The organism is Helicobacter sp. 12S02634-8, assembly GCF_002272865.1.
GTDB lineage: Bacteria > Campylobacterota > Campylobacteria > Campylobacterales > Helicobacteraceae > Helicobacter_J.
The window spans coordinates 12,786-35,813 of sequence record NZ_MLAP01000010.1; the positions used below are offsets into that span (position 1 = coordinate 12,786).

20 protein-coding genes and 1 pseudogene are annotated in these 23,028 nt (G+C 41.7%); 8 read left to right on the plus strand and 13 right to left on the minus strand.

The annotated features are described in order from the left end of the window. Positions 1 to 14: 14 nt before the first annotated feature. The 3 genes from BKH46_RS07090 to BKH46_RS07100 are packed head-to-tail and all read right to left on the minus strand — an operon-like array spanning position 15 to position 2,319. Complete coding sequence (locus BKH46_RS07090; RefSeq protein ID WP_095226137.1) at positions 15 to 1,889, minus strand: primosomal protein N'; 1,875 nt, start codon at positions 1,887 to 1,889, stop codon at positions 15 to 17. Continuing rightward, positions 1,871 to 2,101 carry a hypothetical protein gene (locus tag BKH46_RS07095; RefSeq protein ID WP_095226138.1) on the minus strand — a complete coding sequence of 77 codons (231 nt, stop codon included), beginning with the start codon at positions 2,099 to 2,101 and terminating at the stop codon, positions 1,871 to 1,873. The genes BKH46_RS07090 and BKH46_RS07095 overlap by 19 nt, the downstream gene beginning before the upstream one ends. Then, a complete protein-coding gene (locus tag BKH46_RS07100; protein WP_095226139.1) occupies positions 2,098 to 2,319 on the minus strand; it encodes a DUF904 domain-containing protein in 222 nt (73 codons plus the stop codon). Before BKH46_RS07100 ends, BKH46_RS07095 begins: the two co-directional genes overlap by 4 nt. 95 nt (positions 2,320 to 2,414) lie before the next feature. Between BKH46_RS07100 and uvrB the strand changes: the two genes are divergently transcribed. From uvrB to BKH46_RS07120, 3 genes and pseudogenes are all read left to right on the plus strand, one after another. Beyond that, positions 2,415 to 4,397 (plus strand): excinuclease ABC subunit UvrB, encoded by a 1,983-nt coding sequence (gene uvrB, locus BKH46_RS07105; protein WP_095226140.1) that lies wholly within the window; start codon positions 2,415 to 2,417, stop codon positions 4,395 to 4,397. Between the two features lie 253 nt (positions 4,398 to 4,650). Then, positions 4,651 to 6,480: pseudogene (locus BKH46_RS09750) on the plus strand (site-specific DNA-methyltransferase); the annotation flags it as partial. Continuing rightward, complete coding sequence (locus tag BKH46_RS07120) at positions 6,480 to 9,164, plus strand: DEAD/DEAH box helicase family protein (protein ID WP_172402592.1); 2,685 nt, start codon at positions 6,480 to 6,482, stop codon at positions 9,162 to 9,164. The pseudogene BKH46_RS09750 and the gene BKH46_RS07120, both read left to right, overlap by 1 nt. 324 nt (positions 9,165 to 9,488) lie before the next feature. Here the strand turns inward: BKH46_RS07120 and rpsR are convergent, their stop codons facing one another. The 8 genes from rpsR to purM all read right to left on the minus strand — a co-directional run bounded on the left by rpsR (position 9,489) and on the right by purM (position 16,355). Then, on the minus strand, positions 9,489 to 9,743 hold the full coding sequence (gene rpsR / locus BKH46_RS07125) for a 30S ribosomal protein S18 (RefSeq protein ID WP_095226144.1): 255 nt from the start codon (positions 9,741 to 9,743) through the stop codon (positions 9,489 to 9,491). Positions 9,744 to 9,752: 9 nt separating this feature from the next. Beyond that, the gene (locus tag BKH46_RS07130; RefSeq protein WP_095226145.1) at positions 9,753 to 10,247 is read right to left on the minus strand and encodes a single-stranded DNA-binding protein; all 495 of its coding nucleotides are present in this window, start codon (positions 10,245 to 10,247) and stop codon (positions 9,753 to 9,755) included. A 15-nt stretch (positions 10,248 to 10,262) separates the two neighbouring features. Continuing rightward, on the minus strand, positions 10,263 to 10,682 hold the full coding sequence (gene rpsF / locus BKH46_RS07135) for a 30S ribosomal protein S6 (protein WP_095226146.1): 420 nt from the start codon (positions 10,680 to 10,682) through the stop codon (positions 10,263 to 10,265). 75 nt (positions 10,683 to 10,757) lie between these two features. Next, a complete protein-coding gene (gene holA, locus BKH46_RS07140; RefSeq protein ID WP_095226147.1) occupies positions 10,758 to 11,792 on the minus strand; it encodes a DNA polymerase III subunit delta in 1,035 nt (344 codons plus the stop codon). Continuing rightward, positions 11,793 to 13,745 (minus strand): ribonuclease R family protein, encoded by a 1,953-nt coding sequence (locus BKH46_RS07145; RefSeq protein WP_095226148.1) that lies wholly within the window; start codon positions 13,743 to 13,745, stop codon positions 11,793 to 11,795. Beyond that, positions 13,746 to 14,540 carry a shikimate dehydrogenase gene (locus tag BKH46_RS07150; RefSeq protein ID WP_095226149.1) on the minus strand — a complete coding sequence of 265 codons (795 nt, stop codon included), beginning with the start codon at positions 14,538 to 14,540 and terminating at the stop codon, positions 13,746 to 13,748. It abuts the gene before it with no gap. Continuing rightward, complete coding sequence (locus BKH46_RS07155) at positions 14,537 to 15,337, minus strand: SH3 domain-containing protein (protein WP_095226150.1); 801 nt, start codon at positions 15,335 to 15,337, stop codon at positions 14,537 to 14,539. The genes BKH46_RS07150 and BKH46_RS07155 overlap by 4 nt, the downstream gene beginning before the upstream one ends. Positions 15,338 to 15,356: 19 nt before the next feature. Continuing rightward, positions 15,357 to 16,355 carry a phosphoribosylformylglycinamidine cyclo-ligase gene (purM, locus tag BKH46_RS07160; protein WP_095226151.1) on the minus strand — a complete coding sequence of 333 codons (999 nt, stop codon included), beginning with the start codon at positions 16,353 to 16,355 and terminating at the stop codon, positions 15,357 to 15,359. 163 nt (positions 16,356 to 16,518) lie between these two features. Between purM and pstC the strand changes: the two genes are divergently transcribed. The 3 genes from pstC to pstB are packed head-to-tail and all read left to right on the plus strand — an operon-like array spanning position 16,519 to position 18,976. Beyond that, the gene (gene pstC / locus BKH46_RS07165; RefSeq protein WP_095226152.1) at positions 16,519 to 17,376 is read left to right on the plus strand and encodes a phosphate ABC transporter permease subunit PstC; all 858 of its coding nucleotides are present in this window, start codon (positions 16,519 to 16,521) and stop codon (positions 17,374 to 17,376) included. Beyond that, positions 17,373 to 18,215 carry a phosphate ABC transporter permease PstA gene (gene pstA, locus BKH46_RS07170; protein WP_095226153.1) on the plus strand — a complete coding sequence of 281 codons (843 nt, stop codon included), beginning with the start codon at positions 17,373 to 17,375 and terminating at the stop codon, positions 18,213 to 18,215. Before pstC ends, pstA begins: the two co-directional genes overlap by 4 nt. Continuing rightward, complete coding sequence (gene pstB / locus BKH46_RS07175; RefSeq protein WP_095226154.1) at positions 18,212 to 18,976, plus strand: phosphate ABC transporter ATP-binding protein PstB; 765 nt, start codon at positions 18,212 to 18,214, stop codon at positions 18,974 to 18,976. Before pstA ends, pstB begins: the two co-directional genes overlap by 4 nt. A gap of 23 nt (positions 18,977 to 18,999) precedes the next feature. Here the strand turns inward: pstB and BKH46_RS07180 are convergent, their stop codons facing one another. Both BKH46_RS07180 and BKH46_RS07185 read right to left on the minus strand, forming a co-directional pair. Further along, entirely contained in the window at positions 19,000 to 20,301 is a 1,302-nt protein-coding gene (locus BKH46_RS07180; RefSeq protein WP_172402593.1) for a HAMP domain-containing sensor histidine kinase, read from the minus strand. A gap of 46 nt (positions 20,302 to 20,347) precedes the next feature. Beyond that, complete coding sequence (locus BKH46_RS07185) at positions 20,348 to 21,016, minus strand: response regulator transcription factor (RefSeq protein ID WP_095226156.1); 669 nt, start codon at positions 21,014 to 21,016, stop codon at positions 20,348 to 20,350. A 146-nt stretch (positions 21,017 to 21,162) separates the two neighbouring features. Here BKH46_RS07185 and pstS point away from each other — a divergent pair, with 146 nt between their 5' ends. Continuing rightward, the gene (pstS, locus tag BKH46_RS07190; RefSeq protein WP_095226157.1) at positions 21,163 to 22,152 is read left to right on the plus strand and encodes a phosphate ABC transporter substrate-binding protein PstS; all 990 of its coding nucleotides are present in this window, start codon (positions 21,163 to 21,165) and stop codon (positions 22,150 to 22,152) included. A gap of 98 nt (positions 22,153 to 22,250) precedes the next feature. Continuing rightward, positions 22,251 to 22,424, plus strand: a complete 174-nt coding sequence (locus BKH46_RS09520) for a hypothetical protein (protein WP_172402594.1) — start codon at positions 22,251 to 22,253, stop codon at positions 22,422 to 22,424. The last annotated feature ends 604 nt before the right edge of the window (positions 22,425 to 23,028 follow it).

A 23,028-nucleotide genomic window follows, 5' to 3' on the forward strand; every position in this document is an offset into this window, starting at 1 on the left:
GGGTGATCTTAGAATTAAGCAATCAAGATGGGGTCTATGTCGATCTCAAACCCCATCTTTTGTGCGTATGGGCTGATGGTATGCATGAGCTTGATGAGAGTCATAGCAGAGTGGGAGCGAAGGAATATTTGATAGCGGTATTTGGAAGCAATTTTTTCAATCGCGCATTTTCCTGCTCCAATGATAGTGATTTCTGGAGTTTTGTGCGATTCTAGGATTTTTAGGACAGATTCTAGGTTGTTTTTTGCTTTTGCGTCTTCTTTATGGGCAAAGCTAATGAGTGCTAGCCTTGAAAATGGCGGATAAGAGTGGGAGCGGTGCTCGAGCTCAAAATGCAATAAATCTTCATAATCTTGGATAAAGTTTTTTAGAAATTCAGATTGCGTGCTTTGGATAATGACTTTGCCATTTTCTTTTCGCCCACTGCGCCCTGCGATTTGATGCATTAAAGCGATGGTTTTTTCATAGCTTCTGTAATCCCCGCTTTTGAGTAGATAATCAATCCCTAGGATAATAGCCAGATTGACACTATGGTAATCGTGGCCTTTGCTGATCATTTGTGTGCCAATGAGTATGTCTATTTTGCCTTGATTGAAATCAGTCAGGATTTTTTTGAGCTTGTTTTGCGTGCTGGTATGGTCTTTGTCAAAGACACCAATAGAGGCTTGAGGGAGGAGGGTTTTGAGTTCAGTGGCTGCTTGTGCTGTGCCTAGGCGCTGTGATGAGAGGTCATCACTCCCGCATTTAGGGCAAACTGAGGGTATAGGCATTGCGTGGTTGCAGTAGTGGCAAGAGAGGATATTTTTATCCAAATGCAAACTCATATCGATACTGCAAAATGGGCATTGCACGCTCTCAAAACATTGTTGGCACAAGATGGTTTTAAAATGTGCCCTTGTGGGCAAAAATATAATCGCTTGTTCCCCTTTTTTTAGCACTTCAGAGAGATGGTCGAGCACAAAGGGCGTGATTTGTGTGGGTGTATTTTCAAAAAGTATCTGTTTTTGGGAGTGGAAATGCCGGCCTTTGAGGCGAATGAGCGTGTTGCTTTTTTGGGCGTTGTAATAGCTGTTTAAGCTTGGAGTTGCAGAGCCTAAGATCACTTTGATTTGGGCTTTATGCCCTAGATAAAGGCTCGCATCTCTAGCGTTGTATTTGGGTGTGGATTGGGATTTATAAGCGTCATCGTGTTCTTCATCGATGATAAGAAGTCCTAAATTTGCTAGAGGTAAAAATAGTGCGCTCCTTGCCCCTGCGATGATTCTTATCTGGCCTGTTTGTATCAAAGAGAGCAAGAGAGACTTTTTTTTAGCAGTGATTTTGCTATGCCATATCCCTACACTCTCGCCAAATACACTTTCTAAACGCATTTGCATTTGAGGGGTCAGCGCAATTTCAGGCATTAAAAAAATTGCATTTTTTCCCATTTCTAGAGTTTCTTTGAGTGCGTGGATATAGATTTCAGTCTTGCCACTGCCTGTATCGCCAAAAAGCAAGCTAGAGTTTTGCGTTTGGATTTTTTGGAGGGCTTGGGCTTGGAGTGTGTTGAGGGTATGGGGCGGGCAGATGGGGGCGTGCGTAGGGGGCACGCTTGGTTTGAGGGTTGATTCAAAGGGCACACATAGCCCATAAGCTTGCCCATAGCTGCAGCAATAATATTGCGCAATGAATTCAGCCAAAAGGATTTGATGGGCGTTGAAATATTGCGTGCTTTTGATTGCTTGTTTGCAGACAAAATCAGGCTTTAAGCAAGACTCTAGCACCACGCCTTGTTTGTTTTGATTTTTGATAGGTATGATAGCGATATCGCCTTTTTGCATTTTTTCTGTCCCTGCATAGGTGAGAACAGGGGAATTTGCCTTGAGAGGGGCTATTTTATAGTAGTGCATTCAGAGAGTTTTGCAAGCAGGCTTTTGAGGTTTTGGTTGAGGTTGGCATAGTCTTGTATCTTGCCTAGATGGGCTTTGAGGAGTTCGGTGAGCTCGAAGTCTTTTTGGTCAAAGGTCTGAATAATTTCATCTTTGGCTTCTGGGGTGAAGTTATTGAGTTTGATATGGAATTTTCTCCCAGAAATTTTGATTTCAATATGATCTTGTGTCATTTGTCCCATACTTCTTGGATTTTGTCATAGAGTTCTTGCACGCCCTTGTCTTTGTTGGCGATTTCTTCATAAAGCGCAGAGATTTGACGATCTTTTTCTTCATTTTGGGCCATAAAAGTTGTGATTTTCAATCGCAATTGTTCGATTTCATTTTCTTGAGATGTGATTTTTTCTAACAAAAGGTCGATTTTTTCACTCAATTTATCAATCAGCGCCATTATAATCCTCCAAACAAGCAGATATAAAGAAGCCATACAAACAATGAATTCTTGTATAATTGTAACGAATATTTTATTATTTTTTAGGAATCATGATGGCAAATTTCTCACTCAACTCTGCTTATGCGCCTGCAGGGGATCAGCCTGAAGCAATCGCAAAGATAAGCAAGAGTATCGCCTTAGGCAATCCCTATCAAACGCTCATTGGAGTGACAGGGAGTGGCAAGACTTATACGATGGCAAATATCATTGCAAAGCTCAAAATGCCCACTTTAATCATGAGCCATAATAAAACCTTGTGCGCGCAGCTCTATAGTGAATTCAAGGGATTTTTCCCGCATAATCGTGTCGAATATTTCATCTCACATTTTGATTATTACCAGCCTGAAGCTTATATCCCACGTCGTGATTTATTCATCGAAAAAGACAGCGCTATCAATGATGATTTAGAGCGCTTGCGCCTTGCAGCGACGACTTCATTGCTTGGTTATGATGATGTGATTGTTGTTGCGAGTGTATCGGCTAATTATGGACTGGGTAATCCGAGCGAATATCTAACAATGATAGAAAAAATCGAAGTGGGGCAAAGGCGCCCTTATAAGGAGTTTTTACTCAAGCTTGTGGATATGGGCTATAGTAGAAATGATAATTTTTTTGAACGGGGGCATTTCAGAGTGCAGGGCGAGAGTGTGGATATTTTCCCTGCGTATAATGAAGTGGAGTTTGTGCGTGTGGAGTTTTTTGGCGATGAAATTGAAAGGATTGGGGTGTTTGATAGTATCGAGCGCACAGAGGTCAAAAAGCTTGATTCTTATGTCTTGTATGCAGCCAATCAATTCATCGTCGGGCAAGACCGATTGTCTTTAGCGCTCAAGAGTATCGAAGAAGAGCTCGCTAGTCGCTTAGCATTTTTCAAGCAAGAAAATCGAATGATCGAATACAGCAGACTCAAAAGTCGCACAGAATTTGACCTAGAGATGATAGCTGCTAGTGGGATTTGTAAAGGCATTGAAAACTATGCGCGCCATCTCACAGGCAAAGCACCGGGGGAAACGCCTTTTAGTTTGCTTGATTATTTTGCGCAAAAAGACCGCCCTTATTTGGTGATAGTCGATGAATCCCATGTGAGCTTGCCACAATTTGGAGGTATGTATGCAGGGGACATGAGCCGCAAAAATGTGTTGGTAGAGTATGGATTTCGTTTGCCCTCAGCGCTAGATAATCGCCCGTTGAAGTTTGATGAATTTATCCATAAAGCGCCACATTATTTGTTTGTATCAGCCACGCCTGCTCCTTTGGAGCTAGAACTCTCTAAAGGGAATATTGCTGAGCAGATTATCCGGCCTACGGGCTTGCTAGACCCTATCTATGAAGTGCGCGATAGTCAGAGCCAAGTCCAAGACCTCTATGATGCGATCAAAAAGGTCGTTGCTCGCAATGAACGCGTGCTTGTTACGACATTGACTAAAAAGATGTCTGAAGAGCTCAGTAAGTATTATACAGAGCTAGGGCTTCGGGTGCAGTATATGCATAGTGAAATCGATGCAATCGAGCGCAACCATATCATCAGGGGCTTGCGTATGGGGGATTTTGATGTGCTGATTGGAATCAATCTGCTGCGCGAGGGGTTGGATCTCCCTGAAGTGTCTTTAGTGGCGATTATGGACGCTGATAAAGAGGGCTTTTTACGGAGTGAAACAAGCTTAATCCAGACAATGGGTAGGGCAGCGCGCAATGTCAATGGGCGTGTGCTTTTATACGCGCAAAAAATCACAGGCAGTATGCAGAGGGCGATGGATATCACAGATTATCGGCGCAAAAAACAGCAAGCTTTCAACCAAGCGCACAATATCACGCCCAAGTCCGTTGCTAGAAATATCGAAGAAGAGCTGCGGCTAGAATCGAGCACACAAGCCAAGCTCTATGAAAAAGCTCTCAAAAAAGCTAAAATTCCTAAATCTGAACGCGATGCTATCATCAAAGAATTGAGCCAAAAAATGCACGAGAGTGCTAAACGGCTTGATTTTGAAGAAGCAGCAAGATTGCGCGATGAAATCGCTAAAATTCGTAGCCTATAGTGTTTGAAGCTATGGCGTGAGGGCTTTAGCTATCGATTATCGATTATCTATTATTTAATGAAAGGGGAACAATGAAAAATAAGAAAAATCCAATCGAAGAAGCGATACTGACACATGATTTGCAGCATTATATCATCGAATCACAAGGGGAAAAGACCATCAACTACAACCTCCTAAAATCAGATGCTAACGCACTCAAGCCCGAGCTTTTGGAGTTTTTGTATACACATTTTAGCGATGTGTATTTTAAAAAATTTTCAAAAGGCTTTGTGTTTGAAAAAGATAAATTTTTGGATTTTATTAGCTCGAAGAATTTTTTGAGTAATTCTTGGACACAATTTGCGAACAAAATCGCTCTGTATGCGAACTCGCACAGAATCGTTCAAAATACTGATGTCGTGCTGGGATTTCCTTTTAAAGATTGCGTGCTTTTGGGCGGGGCGAGCGCAGATGAGGGGAAAAGCAAAGAAATATTTTTCAACCAAACGCTAGCGTATGCAGAGATCGATAGGCTTTTTGCCCCTAAGGCGTTGCAAAGCTTTGAATACATTGCGTTCAGTCAGTCAGTCAGTCAGTCAGTCAGTCAGTCAGTCAGTCAGTCAGTCAGTCATATGATGGTAACATAATTTCCCAAACACAACCCCAACAAATCCTCTCCCGCGCAGACTTCCAGAGCGATTTCCCTAATCTCTTACTCAAAGGCAATAACCTCCTAGCCCTCCACTCCCTCAAGGCCATCAAAGCCATCTATGGGCGTGTCAAGCTCATTTATATCGACCCACCCTATAACACGGGCAATGACAGCTTCAACTACAACGATAGCTTCAATCACTCCACTTGGCTGACCTTTATGAAAAATCGCCTTGAAGTGGCTCGAGAATTTTTGATGGAAAATGGCGTGATCTTTATTCAGTGCGATGATAACGAGCAGGCGTATTTAAAAGTGCTCTGCGATGAGATTTTTGGTAGGGAGAATTTTGTGGGGTGCTTGGTGTGGAGGAAAATAGAAGAAAATGCATCTACAGGAGGAACTATGAAAGTAACCAAGACTGTAAGAAAAGATCATGAATATATTTTGATTTATGAAAAAATAAAAAATATGTTTATATCTAATAAATATATGGAGTTGCCTAATTTTTTGGGAAATTATAAAAATTTAGATAATGATCCTAGAGGAGATTTTAAAGCAGGTTCTATAAGCATGAAAGGAGATAAAAATTCAAATAAGTATTATGAAGTAACAACTCCGAGTGGCAAGGTATATAGAAGAGTCTGGAGAGTCACAAAAGAAGAATTTATGGCATTAGATAGAGATAGTAGGATTTATTATGGTAAAAATTTTGATTCTGTTCCCCAAATAAAGATTTTTTTAAATGAAGAAAGACCTGTTACCCCAAAGAGTATTTTTGAAAACTTAGGGAATTCTTTCAATGCAAAAGAAGAGCTTTCCTTTTTATTTAAGCAATCCGATCAAGAGTCAGTGGAAGTTTTTTCCACTCCTAAACCTGAAGCATTGCTAAAAAGAATCATAGAAATATCCACGCAAAAAGGTGATTTGGTGATGGACTTTTTTGCGGGCTCTGGGACAACTCTCGCTGTCGCGCACAAGATGGGGCGAAAATGGGTCGGTATCGAGCAGATGGATTATATCGAGTCGATCACTAAAGAGCGTTTGAAAAAGGTCGTTGCCGGCGAGCAAGGGGGCGTTAGCAAGGCTGTGGGCTATGATCCAAATGGGCTTTTGGGGTTTGAGGGAAATAATGCGTTTTTGTATGCTGAGCTTTTGGCTTATAATCAGAGTTTTGAAAAATCTATTAAGCAAGCAAGCGCTGAAGAGCTAGGGGGCTTGATGGAGGAGATACGCGAAAGGGCGTTTTTGGATTATCGGGTGGAGTTTGTCAAAGATGTGTTGGAAAATGAGGATTTTGAGGCTTTGGGCTTGGAAGAAAAGAAGAGAGTTTTGATCGATTGCTTGGATAAGAACCTCGCGTATGTGCCTTTGAGCGAGATAGAAGATAATGAGTTTGGAGTATCAGAAGATCTGATTTCTTTGAATCGGGCATTTTATGGCAAGGGGAAATGATGAAGTTGTATGAAGAGATTAAAAATGTACTTGTTATGAGACCGAATGAGAGATGTGAAATCCCTGAATATATCTTAGAAAATCTCAATCTCCATATTGAGCTGCGACCTTATCAGAAAGAGGCTTTGCAATATTATTTGTTTTCAAGGAAAAATCCAGAGCTTCAAATGCATTTGATGTTTGAGATGGCTACAGGGAGTGGCAAGACTCTGATGATGGCTGCTCTGATGTTGGAGTGTTTCAAGAGGGGGTATGAAAATTTTGTATTTTTCGTGCATTCTAGTGCGATATTAGAAAAAACCAAGCAAAATTTTTCTAACCCGCAAAGCTCTAAATATCTCTTTGCGCCTGATATTGTGATCGATGCGCAAAATATAGCTATCAATGTGTGTAAGAATTTCAATGAGAGCAAAGCAGGGCAGATCAATATTTATTTTGATACGATCCAAGGACTTTTTTCTCTGCTGAATCGTGAGCGTGAAAATGCGTTTACGATTGCTGATTTTAAGGGCAAAAAGCTTGTAGTCATCGCTGATGAAGCCCATCATCTCAACGCGCAGACCAAAAAGAAGCAATCCCAAAAAGACCAGCAAGATATGCAGAGCTGGGAGGGGGTTTCTCAAGAGATTTTTAAAGCGCATAGCGAGAATATGCTTTTTGAATTCAGCGCGACATTGCCTAGGGAAAAAAGTGTGCAAGAAAAATATGAAGACAAGATTATTTATGAATATACGCTCAAAGATTTCAGACACGAGGGGTATTCTAAAGAAATCAATCTGATTAAATACGAGGGGGCGCAGAGAGAGAAGAGGATTTTAGGGGCTTTGGTCTGTAGTTTGTATCGCCAAGAAATAGCAGGGCTGCATAAAATCGCCCTAAAGCCTGTAGTGTTGTTTAAAAGCAGGACAATCAAAGAGAGCAACGAAAATCAAGAGTTGTTTTTTAAAATGCTTGATGAGCTTGATGTAGGGGAGTTGGAGAAATTTTTTGGGGGTGTGCTTGAGGGGTTTGGGGTGTTGTATGAAGCGAAGAAGTTTTTTCAACAAAGGAGTTTAGAGCAGGTTTTAAGAGATCTTAAAAGAGAATTCCAAGCGCATTTTATCATCAATATCAACGATACGACCGAGCTTGAAACCAATCAGATTTTAATCAATACGCTTGAAGATGGGGGCAATAAAATCCGCGCGATTTTTGCAGTCGATAAGCTCAATGAGGGGTGGGATGTCTTGAATCTTTTTGATATTGTCCGACTCACAGAGGGGGCTATCAACGATACGCCCAAAGAAGCGCAGCTTATTGGGAGAGGCGCGCGGTATTTTCCTTTCGAGGCAGGGGGCGAGTATCGGGGGATTGGAGAGAGATATAAACGCAAGTTTGATACTTTGAGCGTGCCTTTGAGGGCGTTAGAGATATTGTGTTATCACGCTGAGGGAGAAAACGCAGTGATCCATCGCTTGAGGGCAGAGCTCAAACAAATGGGGCTTATCGATGATGATCGAGAGTATATCGAACTCAAGCTCAAAGAGGAGTTTAAAGCAAGCAAAATCTATCGAGAGGGGTATTTTGCGGCCAATAAGGTCAGCACAATCAAAAACGCAATCAAAAATGCACACTCTGAAAATCCCTGTGTTGGCGGGTATTTTGACCTCAAGGCGCTCAAAGAAGCAATCGATATATTTAAAAGCCCTCTTCAAGTCCGTTTAGTCAATAGCTCTTATATCCAAGAAATCAAGGTGCTTGATGAAGATATGGAGCAAAAAGAGGAGCTAGAGGGTTTAGATGATCGGCAAAATAGGGATTTTAAGGAGCTTTGTGGGAGCGTGATTTTAAAAGCGATGGATAAGAGTGGAGAGTTTTTTACCTTTGAGAATCTCAAGCAAGTTTTTGATGGTATCAAGGGTAGGGGGGAGTTTATCGAAAAATATTTTGCGCCCATTAAGCTAGAATTAGACAAAAGACAAACGCATATTTCTCCACAGACAAGGCTTGAAATCGCTCTGTTTGTTTGCGAAGCTTTCAAAAATCAAATTCAGGCTAAAATCCAAACGCTATCGATCCAAGACTGGTATTTGATACCATTGAAGTTTTTGGGGGATAAGGTCATCACGCGCGCTAAAAAACAAAATACGCAAGATGGGAAAAACGGGAAAAATTCAAAAGAGGAGCAAGGTTCGGCTATAGATGTCACAAAGTTTCAGTGGTTTGCTTTTAAAAACTTTGTAGGGACATCTGAGGAAATGAGATTTGTCGAGGTTATCAGTGGCTATGCTACAAAGCTTGATGAAAAATACACACAATGGTTTCTGATACGCAATGAGCGCAATCCTGAAATGGCTGTTTATGTCGATGAGAGCGATAAGAATTCGTCCGATCCACTCAAGAGAAATGATATCCGACGTTTTGAGCCTGATTTTTACTTTTTGGGCTGTCCTAAAGATGATGATGGGATTGAGATTTTGCAATGTTTGATCGAGCCTAAGGGTAAGGGGTTTGTCGAGAAAGATGAGTGGAAAGAGAAGTTTTTAAAAAGGCTTTTAAGCACACCTGTGATAGTAGAAAATAATGAAAAAAAATTCAAGTTCTCTAGGGTCAAAGTCATTGGGTTGCCATTTTTTACAGAGAGTGATACAAATAAGTTCAATGAGGCGCTTGAAGAGAGTTTGTTATCGCAAGCAAAGAGCTAGTATTTTTGGGCTTTGGGGTGCTCTATTTTTTTTGAAATTTGGGGGGGGGGTTGGGGTTTTTGAAGTTTAGTTTTTTTGGGGGCTCTAGTTTTTGGAAACTCTAATTTTTAGAATTTTTGGGGCTTTTGGGGGTAGATGATAATAATGGTAGATGTGATAGTAGATGATGGAGGGGCTAGGGACTAGCTAGCTTTGAAAGCTCGGGCTAATCTCTAGTATCAATTTGCTTGATAGCCCATTATGATAACTCACGATGATAGAGCCTAATGATAACCCCATTACGATAGTTTGGGGCGGCAATGATATATTGCCTATAGGGGGAGGTTAGATTTTAAAGGGATTTTCAACGACCCTTTTTCTATCGATGATATAAGGGATAAGGGCCATTTGTCGAGCTCTTTTGATAGCGACTTCGACGCGTTCTTGCCATTTTTTGGTGTTGCCTGTAAGGCGACGCGGCATAATTTTGTATCGCTCAGATAATGAATGCTTGAGCATTTCAATGTCTTTATAATCGATAAAATCTATCTTTGCTTCTGTGTATTTGCAGTATCTTTTTGAATATTTTTTGCGTTCCATATGTTTCTCCTAAAAGGGTATTTCGTCTTCATCAATATTGATTTCAGGAATATTTTGCTCATATTTGGGAGCATTGATTCCACCTTGGGCGTTTTCTTTGGGTGTGTAGGCATGAGATGGGGGTGCGCTATAGTTGGATTCATAAGGTGTGTATGGAGTGTCTTCTGTGCTAGTAGAAGCCTTGCCATCTAGCATTTGCATGGATTCGGCTGTGATTGTGTGTTTGCTCTTTTTAGTCCCGCTCTGATCTGTCCAGCTCTCAAGTGTCAATCGCCCCTCAATCAAGACTTTTGAGCCTTTATGGAGGTATTGGTTTGCCACTTCTGCTGCGCGACCAAAGAGTTTGACATCGATAAAACACACTTCTTCGCCTTGGCTGCCATCTTGTTTTTTATACCTGCGATTGCTCGCAAGCCCTAATGTAGCCAGAGCCGATCCACTTGGCAAGTATCTCAACTCAACATCACGAGTCAAGTTCCCTACCATAATCACCTTATTATACATCTATAATCCCTTTGTCTATTCTGACTCGCTAGCTACCACAGGAGCTACATCTTTTGGCTCTTCGGGCTTTGCTTTTTCTCTTGTTTGCTTGACTTCAGGCTTTTTGTTTGCCCTATCGACTAGTGTTTGCCAAGATTTTTGATCTTTTTTGCTTTCATATTTGATCACGATAAAGCGCAAAATATCTTCATTGATACGATAGAGTCGCTCAAGCTCTAAAGTCAGGGCAGGAGGGGCTTTGAAATAGATGACAAAATAATAACCGCGTTTATTTTTATCGATTTCATAAGCCAGATTACGCATACCCATATCCAAGCAAGTTTCAATCACACCGCCATTTTTGCTGATGGCTTCTTTGTAAAAGTCAATCTTGGATTTGATTTCCTCTTCGACCAAGGTGGGCTTGAGGATAAACATCGTTTCATAATGTTTCATAAGATTCTCCTTGTGGTTTATAGCCCTTTTTGTGTCCAAAAAGAGCAAGGTTCTTTTAAAAAAAGAAAGGCTATATTATCGAATATATGCTTGCAATTTTATTAAAGCATGCAAGCCCATATGTTTTTCGCCCCGCATTGTTTTCGTGCGCCATTCTCCAAAGAGTCTGAAAATCTGCATATAGCCCTCTTCTTTGATGCGAATCGAACGTGAAGCGAGCTTTTGGGTGATGTCTTGCGGGGGGCTAAAGCCTAATATTTCCTTAGCATTGGGCGTTCCATAGCTTTTGATATAAGCAAAAAATAAAAATAATTGGTAAAAATACCTTTCCATTTCTCTCAAAAGCCCTAGCTCTTCTAGCCCCTCTTCTTGGATTTTTTCATAATATTCAAATATATTTTTTTTATCAAATATCGCCCCTAAAAAATCATCAATACTCACACTCCCTAGCCCATAGCACAGCCTTTGAATATCTTCTAACGTGATGGGAGTGTCTGTAATGGTGAATTTTTCTAGCTCATTGTATGCAATCCCTAGGTCGTTATTTTGCATACTCAAAATCACACTAAGCAAACGCTCATCGATCTGAAGTTCTAAGGTCTTTACTCTTTCTTTGAGTAAGGCGATGGATTCTTGAAAACTAGGCATAAAAAACCGAACTTCAATCGCTAAAGCCCCTAGGATAGATGTTTTAAAGCTTGCTGCGAGCGCTCTAAAATCTTGTGCATATTCTGCGCTAGACCTAGAATCAGCGCGATAAAATTCAATAATCAGTGCGTTGTTTTGATTGCGTTTGAGTGCTTCTAGCATTGTATCGATGTCTTTTTTGGGCGGTTTTTTGTCTAGCTTTAAGACCACAAGATTCATATCGCCAAATAGCGAGTTTTGGGATAAAGTTTCGATGACAACACTCTCATCATAATCACTATAATAAAATGTCGTTTTATTGGAGGGGTCAGAGGTGGTGAGTTCTGCGATTTTGCGTGCGTAATATCCAATCAAAAAGTCAGATTCACCATAGAGCAAAACAGCCCTAGGCAAGGGCGTGGGTTTTGAGGGATTGGAGAGGGAGCATTTTGCTAATAAGTGATCGAGTTCTTTTTTATACATTTAGAGCCTCTTTGTTATCTTGCCATATATCCTAGCTGTGGCAATGTCTGCATCTGTGATTTCTACTTGCACGCAATCTAGCTTATCTATATCCATATCGATACTCTCTGCAAATACCCTCGCACCCATAATCCCATCGAGTGCGTGGATTAGTGGGGGGTAGTTTGTATCGATGATGACGCCTTGGATTTTTGTGCCGATATTTTGCGCTGCCCACCTTGCGTATTTGCGGTCTTTGAAATCTAGCTCTATTTTTGTGCTTTGCTTTTCTTGTTCATTGATGAGCGCACACGATGCACTCAAGCTTGCTGCGAGATAAGAGAGGGTTTTTTTGGATTCAGGTGAGTCTTTGATGATTTCTTTGAGTAAGCGGTGTGCTATCAGATCTCCATATCGGCGAATCGGAGAGGTAAAATGACTATAAGCTTCAAAGCCTAAGCCAAAATGCCCGATGTTATAAGAGGCGTATGAGGCTTGGGATTGGGCTTTGATAATCATTTTATCGACTTGTTTTTGCATATTTTTCTTTTTGGCCTGCTTTTGGATTGCTTGGATACAATGGTGTAAGTCCCTAGAATCAGGGGTGATAAAGCCCAAAGATCGCAGTTCAAACAAAAGCTCTTGTATGCGCTCTTTAGAGGGGCTATCGTGGATACGATAAATCCCTTGCGTGCCAAGATGTGCGCTCAAAAGCTCAGCTGAGAGTTTGTTAGCCAAAAGCATGGCTTCTTCAATGATGGTGTGTGATGGGCCAGGATATGTGATATTTACTTTTTGCAAAAGCCCCTCTGTGTTGAGCTCTAGCTTCAATTCATCGTTGAAAAATTCATAGCCTTTTTTGAGCCGTTTGGTGCGTAGGGCGCGTGCGATGGGTAAAAAATCTAAAATACTCTGCTTGACTTGCGTATTTATGGGGATATTTTCTCCTTTGAGGAGTTTATCTACATCGCTATAGCTGATATTTTGATGGTTGCAGATGAGTGCGGGGAACAAGGAGGTTTCAAGCACCTTGTGGTGTCTGCGGTGTAAGCGCATTTTCCAGACAAAGGCAAGGCGGATACACCCTTGCTTGAGCGAGCAGATATTTTCACTCAAGTTCGGAGGGAGCATGGGGTAGCTTTTATGCGGGAGATACACGCTAAAGCCCCTCTTTCTTGCGTCAATATCTATAGAAGATTCGATACTGACATATTCGCTCACATCAGCGATAGCAACATACAAACAAGACCTAGAACTATCATAATAAATCGCATCATCGTGGTCTTTGGCATCATCGGGGTCAATGGTGCAAAAAGGGAGGGCGCTGAGGTCTTTGCGCTCAGGATACATTTTAGGATCTACTTGCTTGCCAAAGCTTTGAGCCCAAAGCAAGCTTGCAGGGGAAAATTCTCTCTTGCGCCCATAGAGGGCTAGAGATATTTTTTCATCAATCAAAGGGTCTTCTAAAGGGCCCAAGACTTCACAAATCTCTTTGGAATTTGCATCGATACTGAGGACACAAAAGCGCGGCAGGGCTTGCAGGGATTTTTTGGAAGCTTTGAGGGTGATGGGCTTGTGTTGTGGGTTTTTGAGATCGATGGCACAGATTGTGCCTTTGATTTGCTTGAGATAGCATATGATTTGGTTGTTGGGGGTGTAGAGTGTTGTGATGAATTGTGCTTTTTGGTGGCCTTTGAGTCGGATAATTTTGCAAAGTATGATGTCATTTTGAGCGATAAAAGTAGGGGGTTTATGCAAAATCCAGTCTTTATGCTGGGTATCTCCTATGGGACAGAAAAACACGCGATGGTTTCTGGAAATATCCACACTCCCTATCACAAAGCCCTTTTGCAAGCAATAGTTGCCGTTATTTTCTCGCACAAAACCTTTGTCTTGGAGATGTTTTAAAAATCTTTGGTGCTTGCGTGGGACACTTTTGATACCATAGGCCAGTTGGAAAAGAAAATTTTTCATCTATAGCACAAGCCGCATTTTGCTGATGATTGCCTCAAGTGGCACGCATTGCCCACAAAATAGCCCAAAAGCTAACGCCCCTTGATAGAGCAACATCTCTTTGCCATCTTTTATAGGCACTCCTAGGTCTTTAGCAAGCCCCAAAAAGGGCGTAGGTATGCCATAGATAAGGTCATAAGCCATTTTTGCAGATAAAAATAATTGATGGAGTCTGTCTGCGCCCAAGGGCAAGCTATTGTCTTTGAGCCCTGCGGGCGTGGCGTTGATGATGAGATCAAAGCTTTGATCGATTGCTTCAGGCATTGCATAGCAAGTAAATCCTGCTTGTATCAAATCCTTTAGGCGCTCTTGCGTGCGGTTATAGATGGTGGTTTGTATGCCTTGTGCTTTTAAAATATGTGCTAATGCACGTGCACTTCCGCCTGCCCCAAGGATTAGGGCTGATTGGAAACCATAGGGAGAGATTGTCTGATAAAAGCCCTCAGCATCGGTGTTATACCCCACCATAGAGCCATTTTCTAGCACAAGTGTATTGACAGCGCCAATGGCTTTGGCTATGCCTTTTTGTGTATCACTTTGTGCATAAGCGTATTCTTTAAAAGGCACAGTCACATTAGCCCCAAAGAGTTTGAGATCAAAAAATTTTTCCTTCAGCGCCTCACCTTTTGAAAGCAAATACCGACCATAAGCCCCATCAAAGCCAATTTCATTGGCAAAAGACATAAAAGCAAAGTTATGGATTAAGGGAGATTTGGAATGGGCGATGGGGTTACCAAAGACACAAAATTGCCTCATTGGCTACTCTGTTTTTGTAGCAGACTTTCTAAAACCCAGCCATTTTTGATTTTTGCCCAGCCATTTTTGACATACAAGACTTCAATGTGTGTCCCAATATTGAGCTTGCCAATGACTTTTGAAGATGTATCAGGCTTTGCGCGGATATTCACACTTTGTGCGCGCACTCTATAGGCTTGTGCGCGATTTGGAGTTTGTGTGTGCACTGCTGTGGTGTCATTATCAAGGGCAGACTGCAAAGAGACAGGCTGCAGTAGGGATAAAAGCACCCAGCCATTTTTGATTTTTGCCCAATCTGATTGTATCGACTCTACAGATATTTTCTGATGTTGTAAAAGCGTGCCTATGATGTCTGATGCAGTGCTAGGGGCAGAGCGAATATTGATTTTTTTGGGTATGACTATATAGATTTGGTTGGGCTGGTCGATTGAGCTAGGTTGTGTTGGGCTAGGTTGGGCTGATTTTTCTAGTGCTTGATGGGAGGGCTGTGCGGGTTCTAGGGGTTCTAAGGTTTGTGCGGTATTTGGCGTAGTGTCTATTGATGTGGTTATTGTGCTTGATACACTCGATTCATTTGTATTTGGTGTGTCATCAGATGTGCTTTGGGTTTGGGGTGTGTCTTTACTTGCGTGCGTTTGTGTGATCCCTGCAAGCTCTGCTTGGGTAGCAAAAGGCTCTGAAACAGCAAATCCATCGTGTTTGTTCGTGCCTGCAAAGATGAGATAATAAAGACCAAATCCAAAGACCAATGCCAAAATAGGCATCGTGTATAATTTAAAAAAAGACTTGATATTCATCTTGCCCCATTGTTCCTGTTTATATTAATTTTACTCCACTTCCATCGCAGCAGACAACTTCACCAATCAAATAGCCATCTGTATGTGTGAGGATATCGGTCAAATATTGTTTGGAAACAACTCCAACAAGCCCTACACCCATATTAAAAACTCTATAGACCTCATTTTCCTCAACATTTTCTTTTAGTATATCAAAAATTGGCAATGTTTTGATGAGGGATTTTTGTATCTGTGCGCTGAGTCCATCAGGCAGGACTCTAGGGAGGTTTTCGATGATCCCCCCACCTGTGATGTGCGCTAGGGCTAAGACTTTGTCTTTGATTTTTTGATAAATATCTGTATAGATTCTTGTGGGAGTCAAAAGTGTATCGATCAAGGGCTTGCCACAAAACATATCATCAAAGTGCATTTTTCGCTCTTCAAACAATACCTTACGCACTAATGAATAGCCATTGCTATGTATCCCGCTGCTAGGGAAAGCTACGATAATATCGCCGGCTTGAATTTGCGCACTTTTATCCAAATCAGCCCTTTGGGCTATCCCCACAGCAAACCCACACAAATCAAAATCTTTCCCTTGATACATTCCGGGCATTTCTGCTGTTTCTCCACCAATGAGCGCACATTTAGCAATCTCACAGCCCTTAGCGATACCTTTTACAACCTCTATGGCACGCGCTTTATCGAGCTTGCCTGTAGCATAATAATCTAAAAAAAACATCGGTGTAGCAAAATTACAAATCAAATCATTGACACTCATTGCGACCAAATCAATCCCCACACTCTCAAGCCTATCTGCGTCAATAGCCAATCGGAGTTTAGTCCCCACACCATCAGTAGCAGCTAAGATCACAGGGTCTTTGAGCCCACTAGGGAGTGCATACGCCCCAGCAAAAGACCCAATCCCTCCAATGACATTGCTATCAAATGTGGCCTTTACAAAGGGCTTGATTGCTTCTACAAAAGCATTCCCCACATCGATATCAACACCTGAATCTTTATAGCTACTCTTACGCATCATCACCCCTTAGTGTGCTTATTTTGGTCTTTTAGCAAAAATGATTATACCTTAAATGCCTTCAAAAGCAGTTGATTGCCCTAGCTAAGTGGTGCTAAAAGCTGTAATCTGTTTGTAATCAAAACCCCTTACAATGCACCAAAACAAGTTGCAAAGGGATACGATGCTCTCTACAATCAAAGAAAAATTATTCTTCCACTTGAGCAAAATATTTGCTTGTGTGTGCTTGCTGCTCTTATCGGGGATTTTTGTGGTCTTGCTGATTTATGCCCTGCCTGCAATCAAAACATTTGGTTTTTCATTTTTCACTTCGATGGAATGGTCGCCCAATAAAGAAATTTTTGGTGGGGCAGGAGCGATTTATGGCAGTGTGGTCGGCACGATTTTAGCAATGGTGCTTGCAATCCCGCTTTCTTTAGGGATTGCTATTTTTCTCAATGACATCTGCCCGCAATCCTTGAAAACTTTTATCGGTTCTAGTATCGAGCTATTGGCTGCAATCCCCTCGATTGTGTATGGTATGTGGGGGTTGTTTTATCTCACACCCATCATTGGAGCGATATTTGGTGGGAGTGGGCTTGGTATCTTGAGTGCTGCAATTATTTTGAGCGTGATGATTTTGCCCTTCATGAGTGCGATTATTCGGGATTGTATGCATACTGTGCCTGATATTCTCAAAGAAAGCGCTTATGCCCTAGGGGCGACAAAATGGGAAGTCATCAAAGATGTGGTATTGCCTTATGTGAAAGTCGGAGTGATTGGGGGGATTATCCTTGCTTTGGGTCGGGCTTTGGGCGAAACAATGGCTGTGACTTTTGTGATTGGCAATTCACACAAAATCGCTTCCCTCACAAGCCCGGGCACGAATATCCCAGCGACTTTAGCCAATGAATTTGCTGAAGCAGATAGCCCCCTTTATTATTCTAGTTTGTTTTATCTGGCTTTGGTGTTGTTTTGCTTGAGTCTTTTTGTCATCGCTACAGCTAAATTCTATCTCTTAAAGAGGATCAAAAACGTATGAAAAAATCTCTTTTACATCGTCGTCAAAAAATCAGTCGCCTTGTCCTTTGGATCTCTAGTATCTTTGCGGGGTTTGCTTTGGTGATTTTGTTTGCTATTTTGGCAGTTTTGTTTTATAAAGGTTTCCATATTTTAGGGCCAGATATTTTTACCAAAGACACAGCTTCGCCTTGGGAAAATGGGGGCTTGAGAAACGCTATCGTTGGGCAGTTGATTTTGAGCGTGGGGGCTTTGGTGATTGGTATGCCTTTGGGAGTTTTGGGCGGGACTTATTTGCGAGAATATGCCACGAATCAAAAATTTATCGAATTTATCCGCAATATCAATGAAGTCATGCTCTCTGTTCCCTCGATTGTCATTGCTACTTTTGTGTATGCGGTTATGGTCGTGCCGATGGGGCATTTTAGTGGTTGGGCAGGGATTGTGGCTCTGGCTGTCTTGATGATGCCAATTGTGCTAAAAACTACAGATGATATGCTCTCTTTAGTCCCAAACACCCTCCGAGAGGCCTCCATGGCCTTAGGGGCGCCTCGATATAAGACCATCACAAGTGTTGTGTATAGAAGTGCTAAAACAGGGATACTCACAGGGATTTTACTCGCATTTTCTCGTATCATCGGTGAAGCAGCGCCTTTGCTATTCACTTCACTCAATAGTGCGTTTTTTACCCTCAATCTCAATGAGCCTTTTCCTAGTCTGACAATCACGATGTTTCAGTATGCCACTTCACCTTATAAAGAGTGGCAAGAGCTAGGCTTTGGCGCAGCTTTTATCTTAGCTTTGTTTATTTTGTTACTCAATATCACAAGCAAAATCTTATGGAACAAAGGAAAAAAATGAGCAAACTCGCCCTAGAAGTCAAAAATCTAAGCTTTTATTATCCCTCTGCAAGCCAAGCAAGTATCCAAAATATCAATCTTGAAGTCCCCCAGAATAAAACTCTGGCTTTGATTGGTCCGAGTGGGTGCGGGAAAAGCACGCTTTTGAGATGTTTCAATCGTATCCATTGTCTTTATGGGGATTCTCGCTATGAGGGCGAGATTTATTTTGAGGGCAAAAATATCTTAAAGAAAAAAACCGATCTGATTACCTTGCGCACACGCATTGGTATGATATTCCAAAAGCCCACGCCCTTTCCGATGAGTATCTTTGAAAATGTGGCTTATGGGCTCAAGCTCCAAGGGGTCAAAAACAAAATAGAACTTTTAGCCAAAGTCCAAAAAGCACTCAAAAACGCAAGCTTATGGGGCGAGGTCAAAGACAGGCTCGATCATAGCGCTACAGCACTCTCAGGCGGGCAGCAGCAGCGGCTTTGTATCGCTAGGGCGATTGCTATAGAGCCTGAAATCTTGCTATTTGATGAGCCCACAAGCGCACTAGATCCTATCTCGACACAAGCGATTGAAGAGCTCATCAAAGAACTGAAAAAAAATATGAGTATTATCATTGTGACGCACAATATGCAGCAAGCCTCAAGAGTGAGCGATTATACAGCGTTTATGTATCTAGGCAGGCTGATTGAAGTGGGCAAAACTGAAAACATATTCCAACACCCCAAAGAAAAACTTACCAAAGAATATATCAATGGTAAATTTGGTTGATTCCATACAAGCCCTCGCTTGATTCACACAGAAGGGAGCTTGAAACTAAAGCAAGACCCCTTGCCTAAGGTGCTTTTGATTTCAAGCTCGCTGTGGTGGAGCTTTAAGATATATTTCACGATAAAAAGCCCTAGCCCTAAGGAATTTTGGCTGTAATTTTCTTGGAGGCGATAGAATTTTTTAGTCACTAGCCCCACCTGCCCCTCTGCAATCCCGCAACCATCATCACACACTTCAAAGCGACCTTTTTTCACACTGATAGCGACCTTGCTTTTTGAATATTTCAAGGCATTTTCAACTAGATTGATGATGACATTTTCTATCAGAACTCTATCGGCTTGTATGGGGGTGTTTTTAAGAGTGAGTGTGATTTTTTTCTCAGGGTAGCGCGCTTGCAGACTTATAGTGATTTCTTCTGTGAGGACAGAGAGGTCAAAAGAGCTTGTTTCTAGCTGCAATAAGTCATTATCCAATCGCACCGCTAGATTCAAGCGCTCTAAAAGCTGATTGAGGCGTTGGGATTGTGCATAGATTTTGCTCAAAAATCGCTCTAAATTTTTGCTATCTAGCTCTTTGGCCTTAGGGTTTAAGATCATCTCACAATACCCAGAAATCACTGCAAGTGGGTTTTTGAATTCATGAGAGAGGGCTGCGATGATTGAGGTGCTTTGTAGGTATTTGAGGTGGAGTTTTTTGGATCGTTTTTTACTGATTTTTTCTTGTTTTTGCAGCCAAAGCCCTAGCTTGCCAATGCGTTCTGATATTTCGGCAAATTCCTTGAAAACAAGGGGAGGTCGGAGGGATTTTTTGAAATCTTTTTTACCGAGCTTTTGGAGATACATTGCGATTTTGCCTAATTCATTTTGTATATGTCTTTTGAGCACCAAAACCAAGCAAACGCCCAAAGACAAAAACACACCAAACAAGACCAAAAAATCAATCCAAAATCCTTGATTGATCTTGTGTGTATAGGGCAAAAACACGCCAATATCATAATTGCGCCCATCAATGATCGTGCTTTGAGTCAGACTCAGATATGCTTGGTCGTTGAGTTTTAAGGGAGTGAATTGGGGCTTGTCTTGAAAATTAAGCGATATTTCTGTCAGATTTTTTTGGCTGTAATGTATCTGTTGGTTGTCTTTATCAAAAATCACAACCCCCACGCCAGAGCGACGTTGCAAGTCTTTTAAAAACCTTGTATCAAAGCTGCCCTCTAAAAGAGAAATATCCACCACTTCAAAAAGTGTATGCAGTTTTTCATGAGCGATTTGCTCGCTTTCTTTGATGTCTTTGAAATAGACAAAAACGCCCAAAAACAAGCCCATAGCACACAATACTCCCAAAAGCCATAGAAAAAAAACTTGATAAATCCTAAACAAAGATATACCCCTCCCCACGGATTGTTTTGATATAGCGCTCTTCATCAAGGGGGTCTATTTTTTTGCGTAGTCGCTTGATAGCGACATTGACACTTTTTAGCTCACCAAATCGCCCCCAAATCTCATCTAAAAGGCTTTCTCTATCGAGCACTACGCCGATATTTTTAAGAAAAGTCAGCAGTATTTTAGTTTCTAAAGGCGTCAAGCTAATCTTATCCCCATCAAGCTCTAAAAGATGTGTTTTGGGGTAGAGAGTGAGGTCTTTGTGCTTGCAGATTTGATTTTCGCTCAAGCCTTTATAGCGCCTGAGGGCAGATTTGATTCTAGCTAGCAGTTCATCAAAGCAAAAAGGCTTCGTGATATAATCGTCCCCACCACTCTCAAAGCCGCTGATTTTGTCCTTTTGAGAGTCTTTGGCTGTGAGATAGATCACAGGAAACCAATACCCATCTTTACGGATTTTTTTGACAAAATCCGACCCCTCCTCGCCTTTGAGATTCCTATCTACAAGCATTAAAGAAACATTTTCTTCTAAAAGTATCTTTTGAGCGCTCAAAGATTTCAGACAGCCGATCACCTCAAACCCCTCTGCTTGCAAGCGATATTCTAAAAGCTCAAGCAAATCCTCTTCATCTTCAAGCACTACAATCAAGTCTTTCATATTGATCCCTTATCAAGAAATAAATGCTTTGAATCGCCCAATATAGCTAAGTTTATTTAAAACTCCCTTGAAGAGTGTGTTATTGTTTTGTAATCATCTTGCTTTATAGTTTTGGCGTTCCACAAAACAAGACAAAAGGACAGATAATGAAAATTTTAAGTATCTTAGCATTGTTGTTTGCTTTCTCTCATGCTAATCCCATCATCAACGGCGCTGGGGCATCGTTCCCTGCTCACGCTTATATGGTCTGGGTCAAGTCCTATCAAAAGCTCACGGGCAATAAAATCAACTACCAATCCATCGGCTCAGGAGGCGGGGTCAAGCAGATCAAGGCAGGCACGATTGACTTTGGTGCGACTGATGAGCCGCTCACTTCAGCAGATCTCGCACAACACGCACTGATGCAATTCCCCACACTCACAGGAGGTATCGTGCTTGTTTATCATATCGATGGTATCCCTGATGGTGCACTCAAGCTCAGTAATGCCGTGCTTGCAGAGATTTTCTTGGGTCATATCAAACAATGGAATGACCCTAAAATCATCAAAGATAATCCCGATCTCAAGCTCCCCCAAGCCCCTATTGAAGTTGTCCATCGCAGTGATGGGAGTGGGACGACTTATAATTTCACACTTTTCTTATCTAAAATCTCTCAAAAATGGAAAGACACCATCGGCTATGGCAAAGCCATCTCTTGGCCTGTGGGCTTTGGCGCTAAGGGCAATGAGGGGATCACACATCTCATCAAGCAGACTAAAAACTCCATCGGTTATGTGGAGCTATCTTATAAAGAGCAAATGGGGCTGACTGGCGCTAAGATCCAAAACGCTCAAGGAGAGTGGGTCGAAGCCAACGCTAAAAGTATCGCACTTGCAAGCGCTAATGCCTCTTGGGATACACACAAGGATTTTTATACAGATCTCATCGACCAAAAGGGCAAGGGGGTCTATCCACTCACGAGCGCGACTTTTGTCCTCTTGCCTAAAAAAGGCAAAAACACTCAAAATGTGCTCAAGTTTTTTGACTATGCGTTTAAAAATGGCGATCAAGAAGCCATACAAATGGGACTTGTCCCGCTACCAAGTGCACTCAAAGACAAAATACGCGCTTATTGGCAGGCAAACACTCGCCCCTAAGGCCATACCATATTCCCTTCCCACACTCTCTATGCACCGACTCAAATCTCTCCTCCCTTTTTCTCAAGGAGGGATTAGTTGTTGATGATCTCTCATCAATGCATGAACCGATTGTGTATCGTGTGATCCCGCTTAAGGACTTAAAACCAAACCTAGAAGCGGGAACAGGAACGCAATTTCGGTATGCAAACAATCAATCGATGATACGCAAAATCGCTTTGAACTTTGATAGTGATTTACACTTTTCAAAAGAGGGGTTTGCGTACTTTTAAGAATTAATAAAAACTCTTTCTATGAGAGGGGAAGGGGGCTCAAATTGCGAAGTCCGCAGCTTGGGTGGGAGGGTCAAAATTCCCCCTCAAACTCCCCCTTACCCCTGCCACGCTTAAAGGCAAAGGCAAATGCAAATACAAAATGCAACACTAAAACCTCAGATTGAATTGTCTTTGCTCGCCCTTGCGTGGTGTTAAAAGAGGGATACAAGATTGCAGAAGTGCAATCGCCCTCTTTTAACTAGCAAGGTAACAGCGAGCTTCCCCTCCTTGTTTGCCGAAAAAAAGAGTTTTTTCGGGGTTAAGGAGGGGTTAGGGGAGGATAAACCCCTTTTTTGAAAAGAGGAAACAAAAGCCTTTTGAAAGAAAAACCTTTGATTCATTTTGTTAAAAGAACGCAAGGGTAAGCGAACCCCAAACCTCAAAGGATAGAGTTATGATAAGCTTTGCTTCTCATCAACTCATTTTGACTCCTTGAGTTTGTTTATCTCGCTATGCAAATAAAAACAATAGCAAGTAAGCCCTAAACACACTGCACCTAGAAATATTTCATACATTTTTAACTCCTTGTGTTAAAATATCATCAGAGTATCAAATCCAAAAG

Coding starts and splice junctions, on each gene's coding strand:
- BKH46_RS07090 (WP_095226137.1), bottom strand. CDS start 1,889: ATGCACTACTATAAAATAGCCCCTCTCAAGGCAAATTCCCCTGTTCTC.
- BKH46_RS07095 (WP_095226138.1), bottom strand. CDS start 2,101: ATGACACAAGATCATATTGAAATCAAAATTTCTGGGAGAAAATTCCAT.
- BKH46_RS07100 (WP_095226139.1), bottom strand. CDS start 2,319: ATGGCGCTGATTGATAAATTGAGTGAAAAAATCGACCTTTTGTTAGAA.
- uvrB (WP_095226140.1), top strand. CDS start 2,415: ATGGCAAATTTCTCACTCAACTCTGCTTATGCGCCTGCAGGGGATCAG.
- BKH46_RS07120 (WP_172402592.1), top strand. CDS start 6,480: ATGAAGTTGTATGAAGAGATTAAAAATGTACTTGTTATGAGACCGAAT.
- rpsR (WP_095226144.1), bottom strand. CDS start 9,743: ATGGAACGCAAAAAATATTCAAAAAGATACTGCAAATACACAGAAGCA.
- BKH46_RS07130 (WP_095226145.1), bottom strand. CDS start 10,247: ATGTATAATAAGGTGATTATGGTAGGGAACTTGACTCGTGATGTTGAG.
- rpsF (WP_095226146.1), bottom strand. CDS start 10,682: ATGAAACATTATGAAACGATGTTTATCCTCAAGCCCACCTTGGTCGAA.
- holA (WP_095226147.1), bottom strand. CDS start 11,792: ATGTATAAAAAAGAACTCGATCACTTATTAGCAAAATGCTCCCTCTCC.
- BKH46_RS07145 (WP_095226148.1), bottom strand. CDS start 13,745: ATGAAAAATTTTCTTTTCCAACTGGCCTATGGTATCAAAAGTGTCCCA.
- BKH46_RS07150 (WP_095226149.1), bottom strand. CDS start 14,540: ATGAGGCAATTTTGTGTCTTTGGTAACCCCATCGCCCATTCCAAATCT.
- BKH46_RS07155 (WP_095226150.1), bottom strand. CDS start 15,337: ATGAATATCAAGTCTTTTTTTAAATTATACACGATGCCTATTTTGGCA.
- purM (WP_095226151.1), bottom strand. CDS start 16,355: ATGCGTAAGAGTAGCTATAAAGATTCAGGTGTTGATATCGATGTGGGG.
- pstC (WP_095226152.1), top strand. CDS start 16,519: ATGCTCTCTACAATCAAAGAAAAATTATTCTTCCACTTGAGCAAAATA.
- pstA (WP_095226153.1), top strand. CDS start 17,373: ATGAAAAAATCTCTTTTACATCGTCGTCAAAAAATCAGTCGCCTTGTC.
- pstB (WP_095226154.1), top strand. CDS start 18,212: ATGAGCAAACTCGCCCTAGAAGTCAAAAATCTAAGCTTTTATTATCCC.
- BKH46_RS07180 (WP_172402593.1), bottom strand. CDS start 20,301: ATGGGCTTGTTTTTGGGCGTTTTTGTCTATTTCAAAGACATCAAAGAA.
- BKH46_RS07185 (WP_095226156.1), bottom strand. CDS start 21,016: ATGAAAGACTTGATTGTAGTGCTTGAAGATGAAGAGGATTTGCTTGAG.
- pstS (WP_095226157.1), top strand. CDS start 21,163: ATGAAAATTTTAAGTATCTTAGCATTGTTGTTTGCTTTCTCTCATGCT.
- BKH46_RS09520 (WP_172402594.1), top strand. CDS start 22,251: ATGCATGAACCGATTGTGTATCGTGTGATCCCGCTTAAGGACTTAAAA.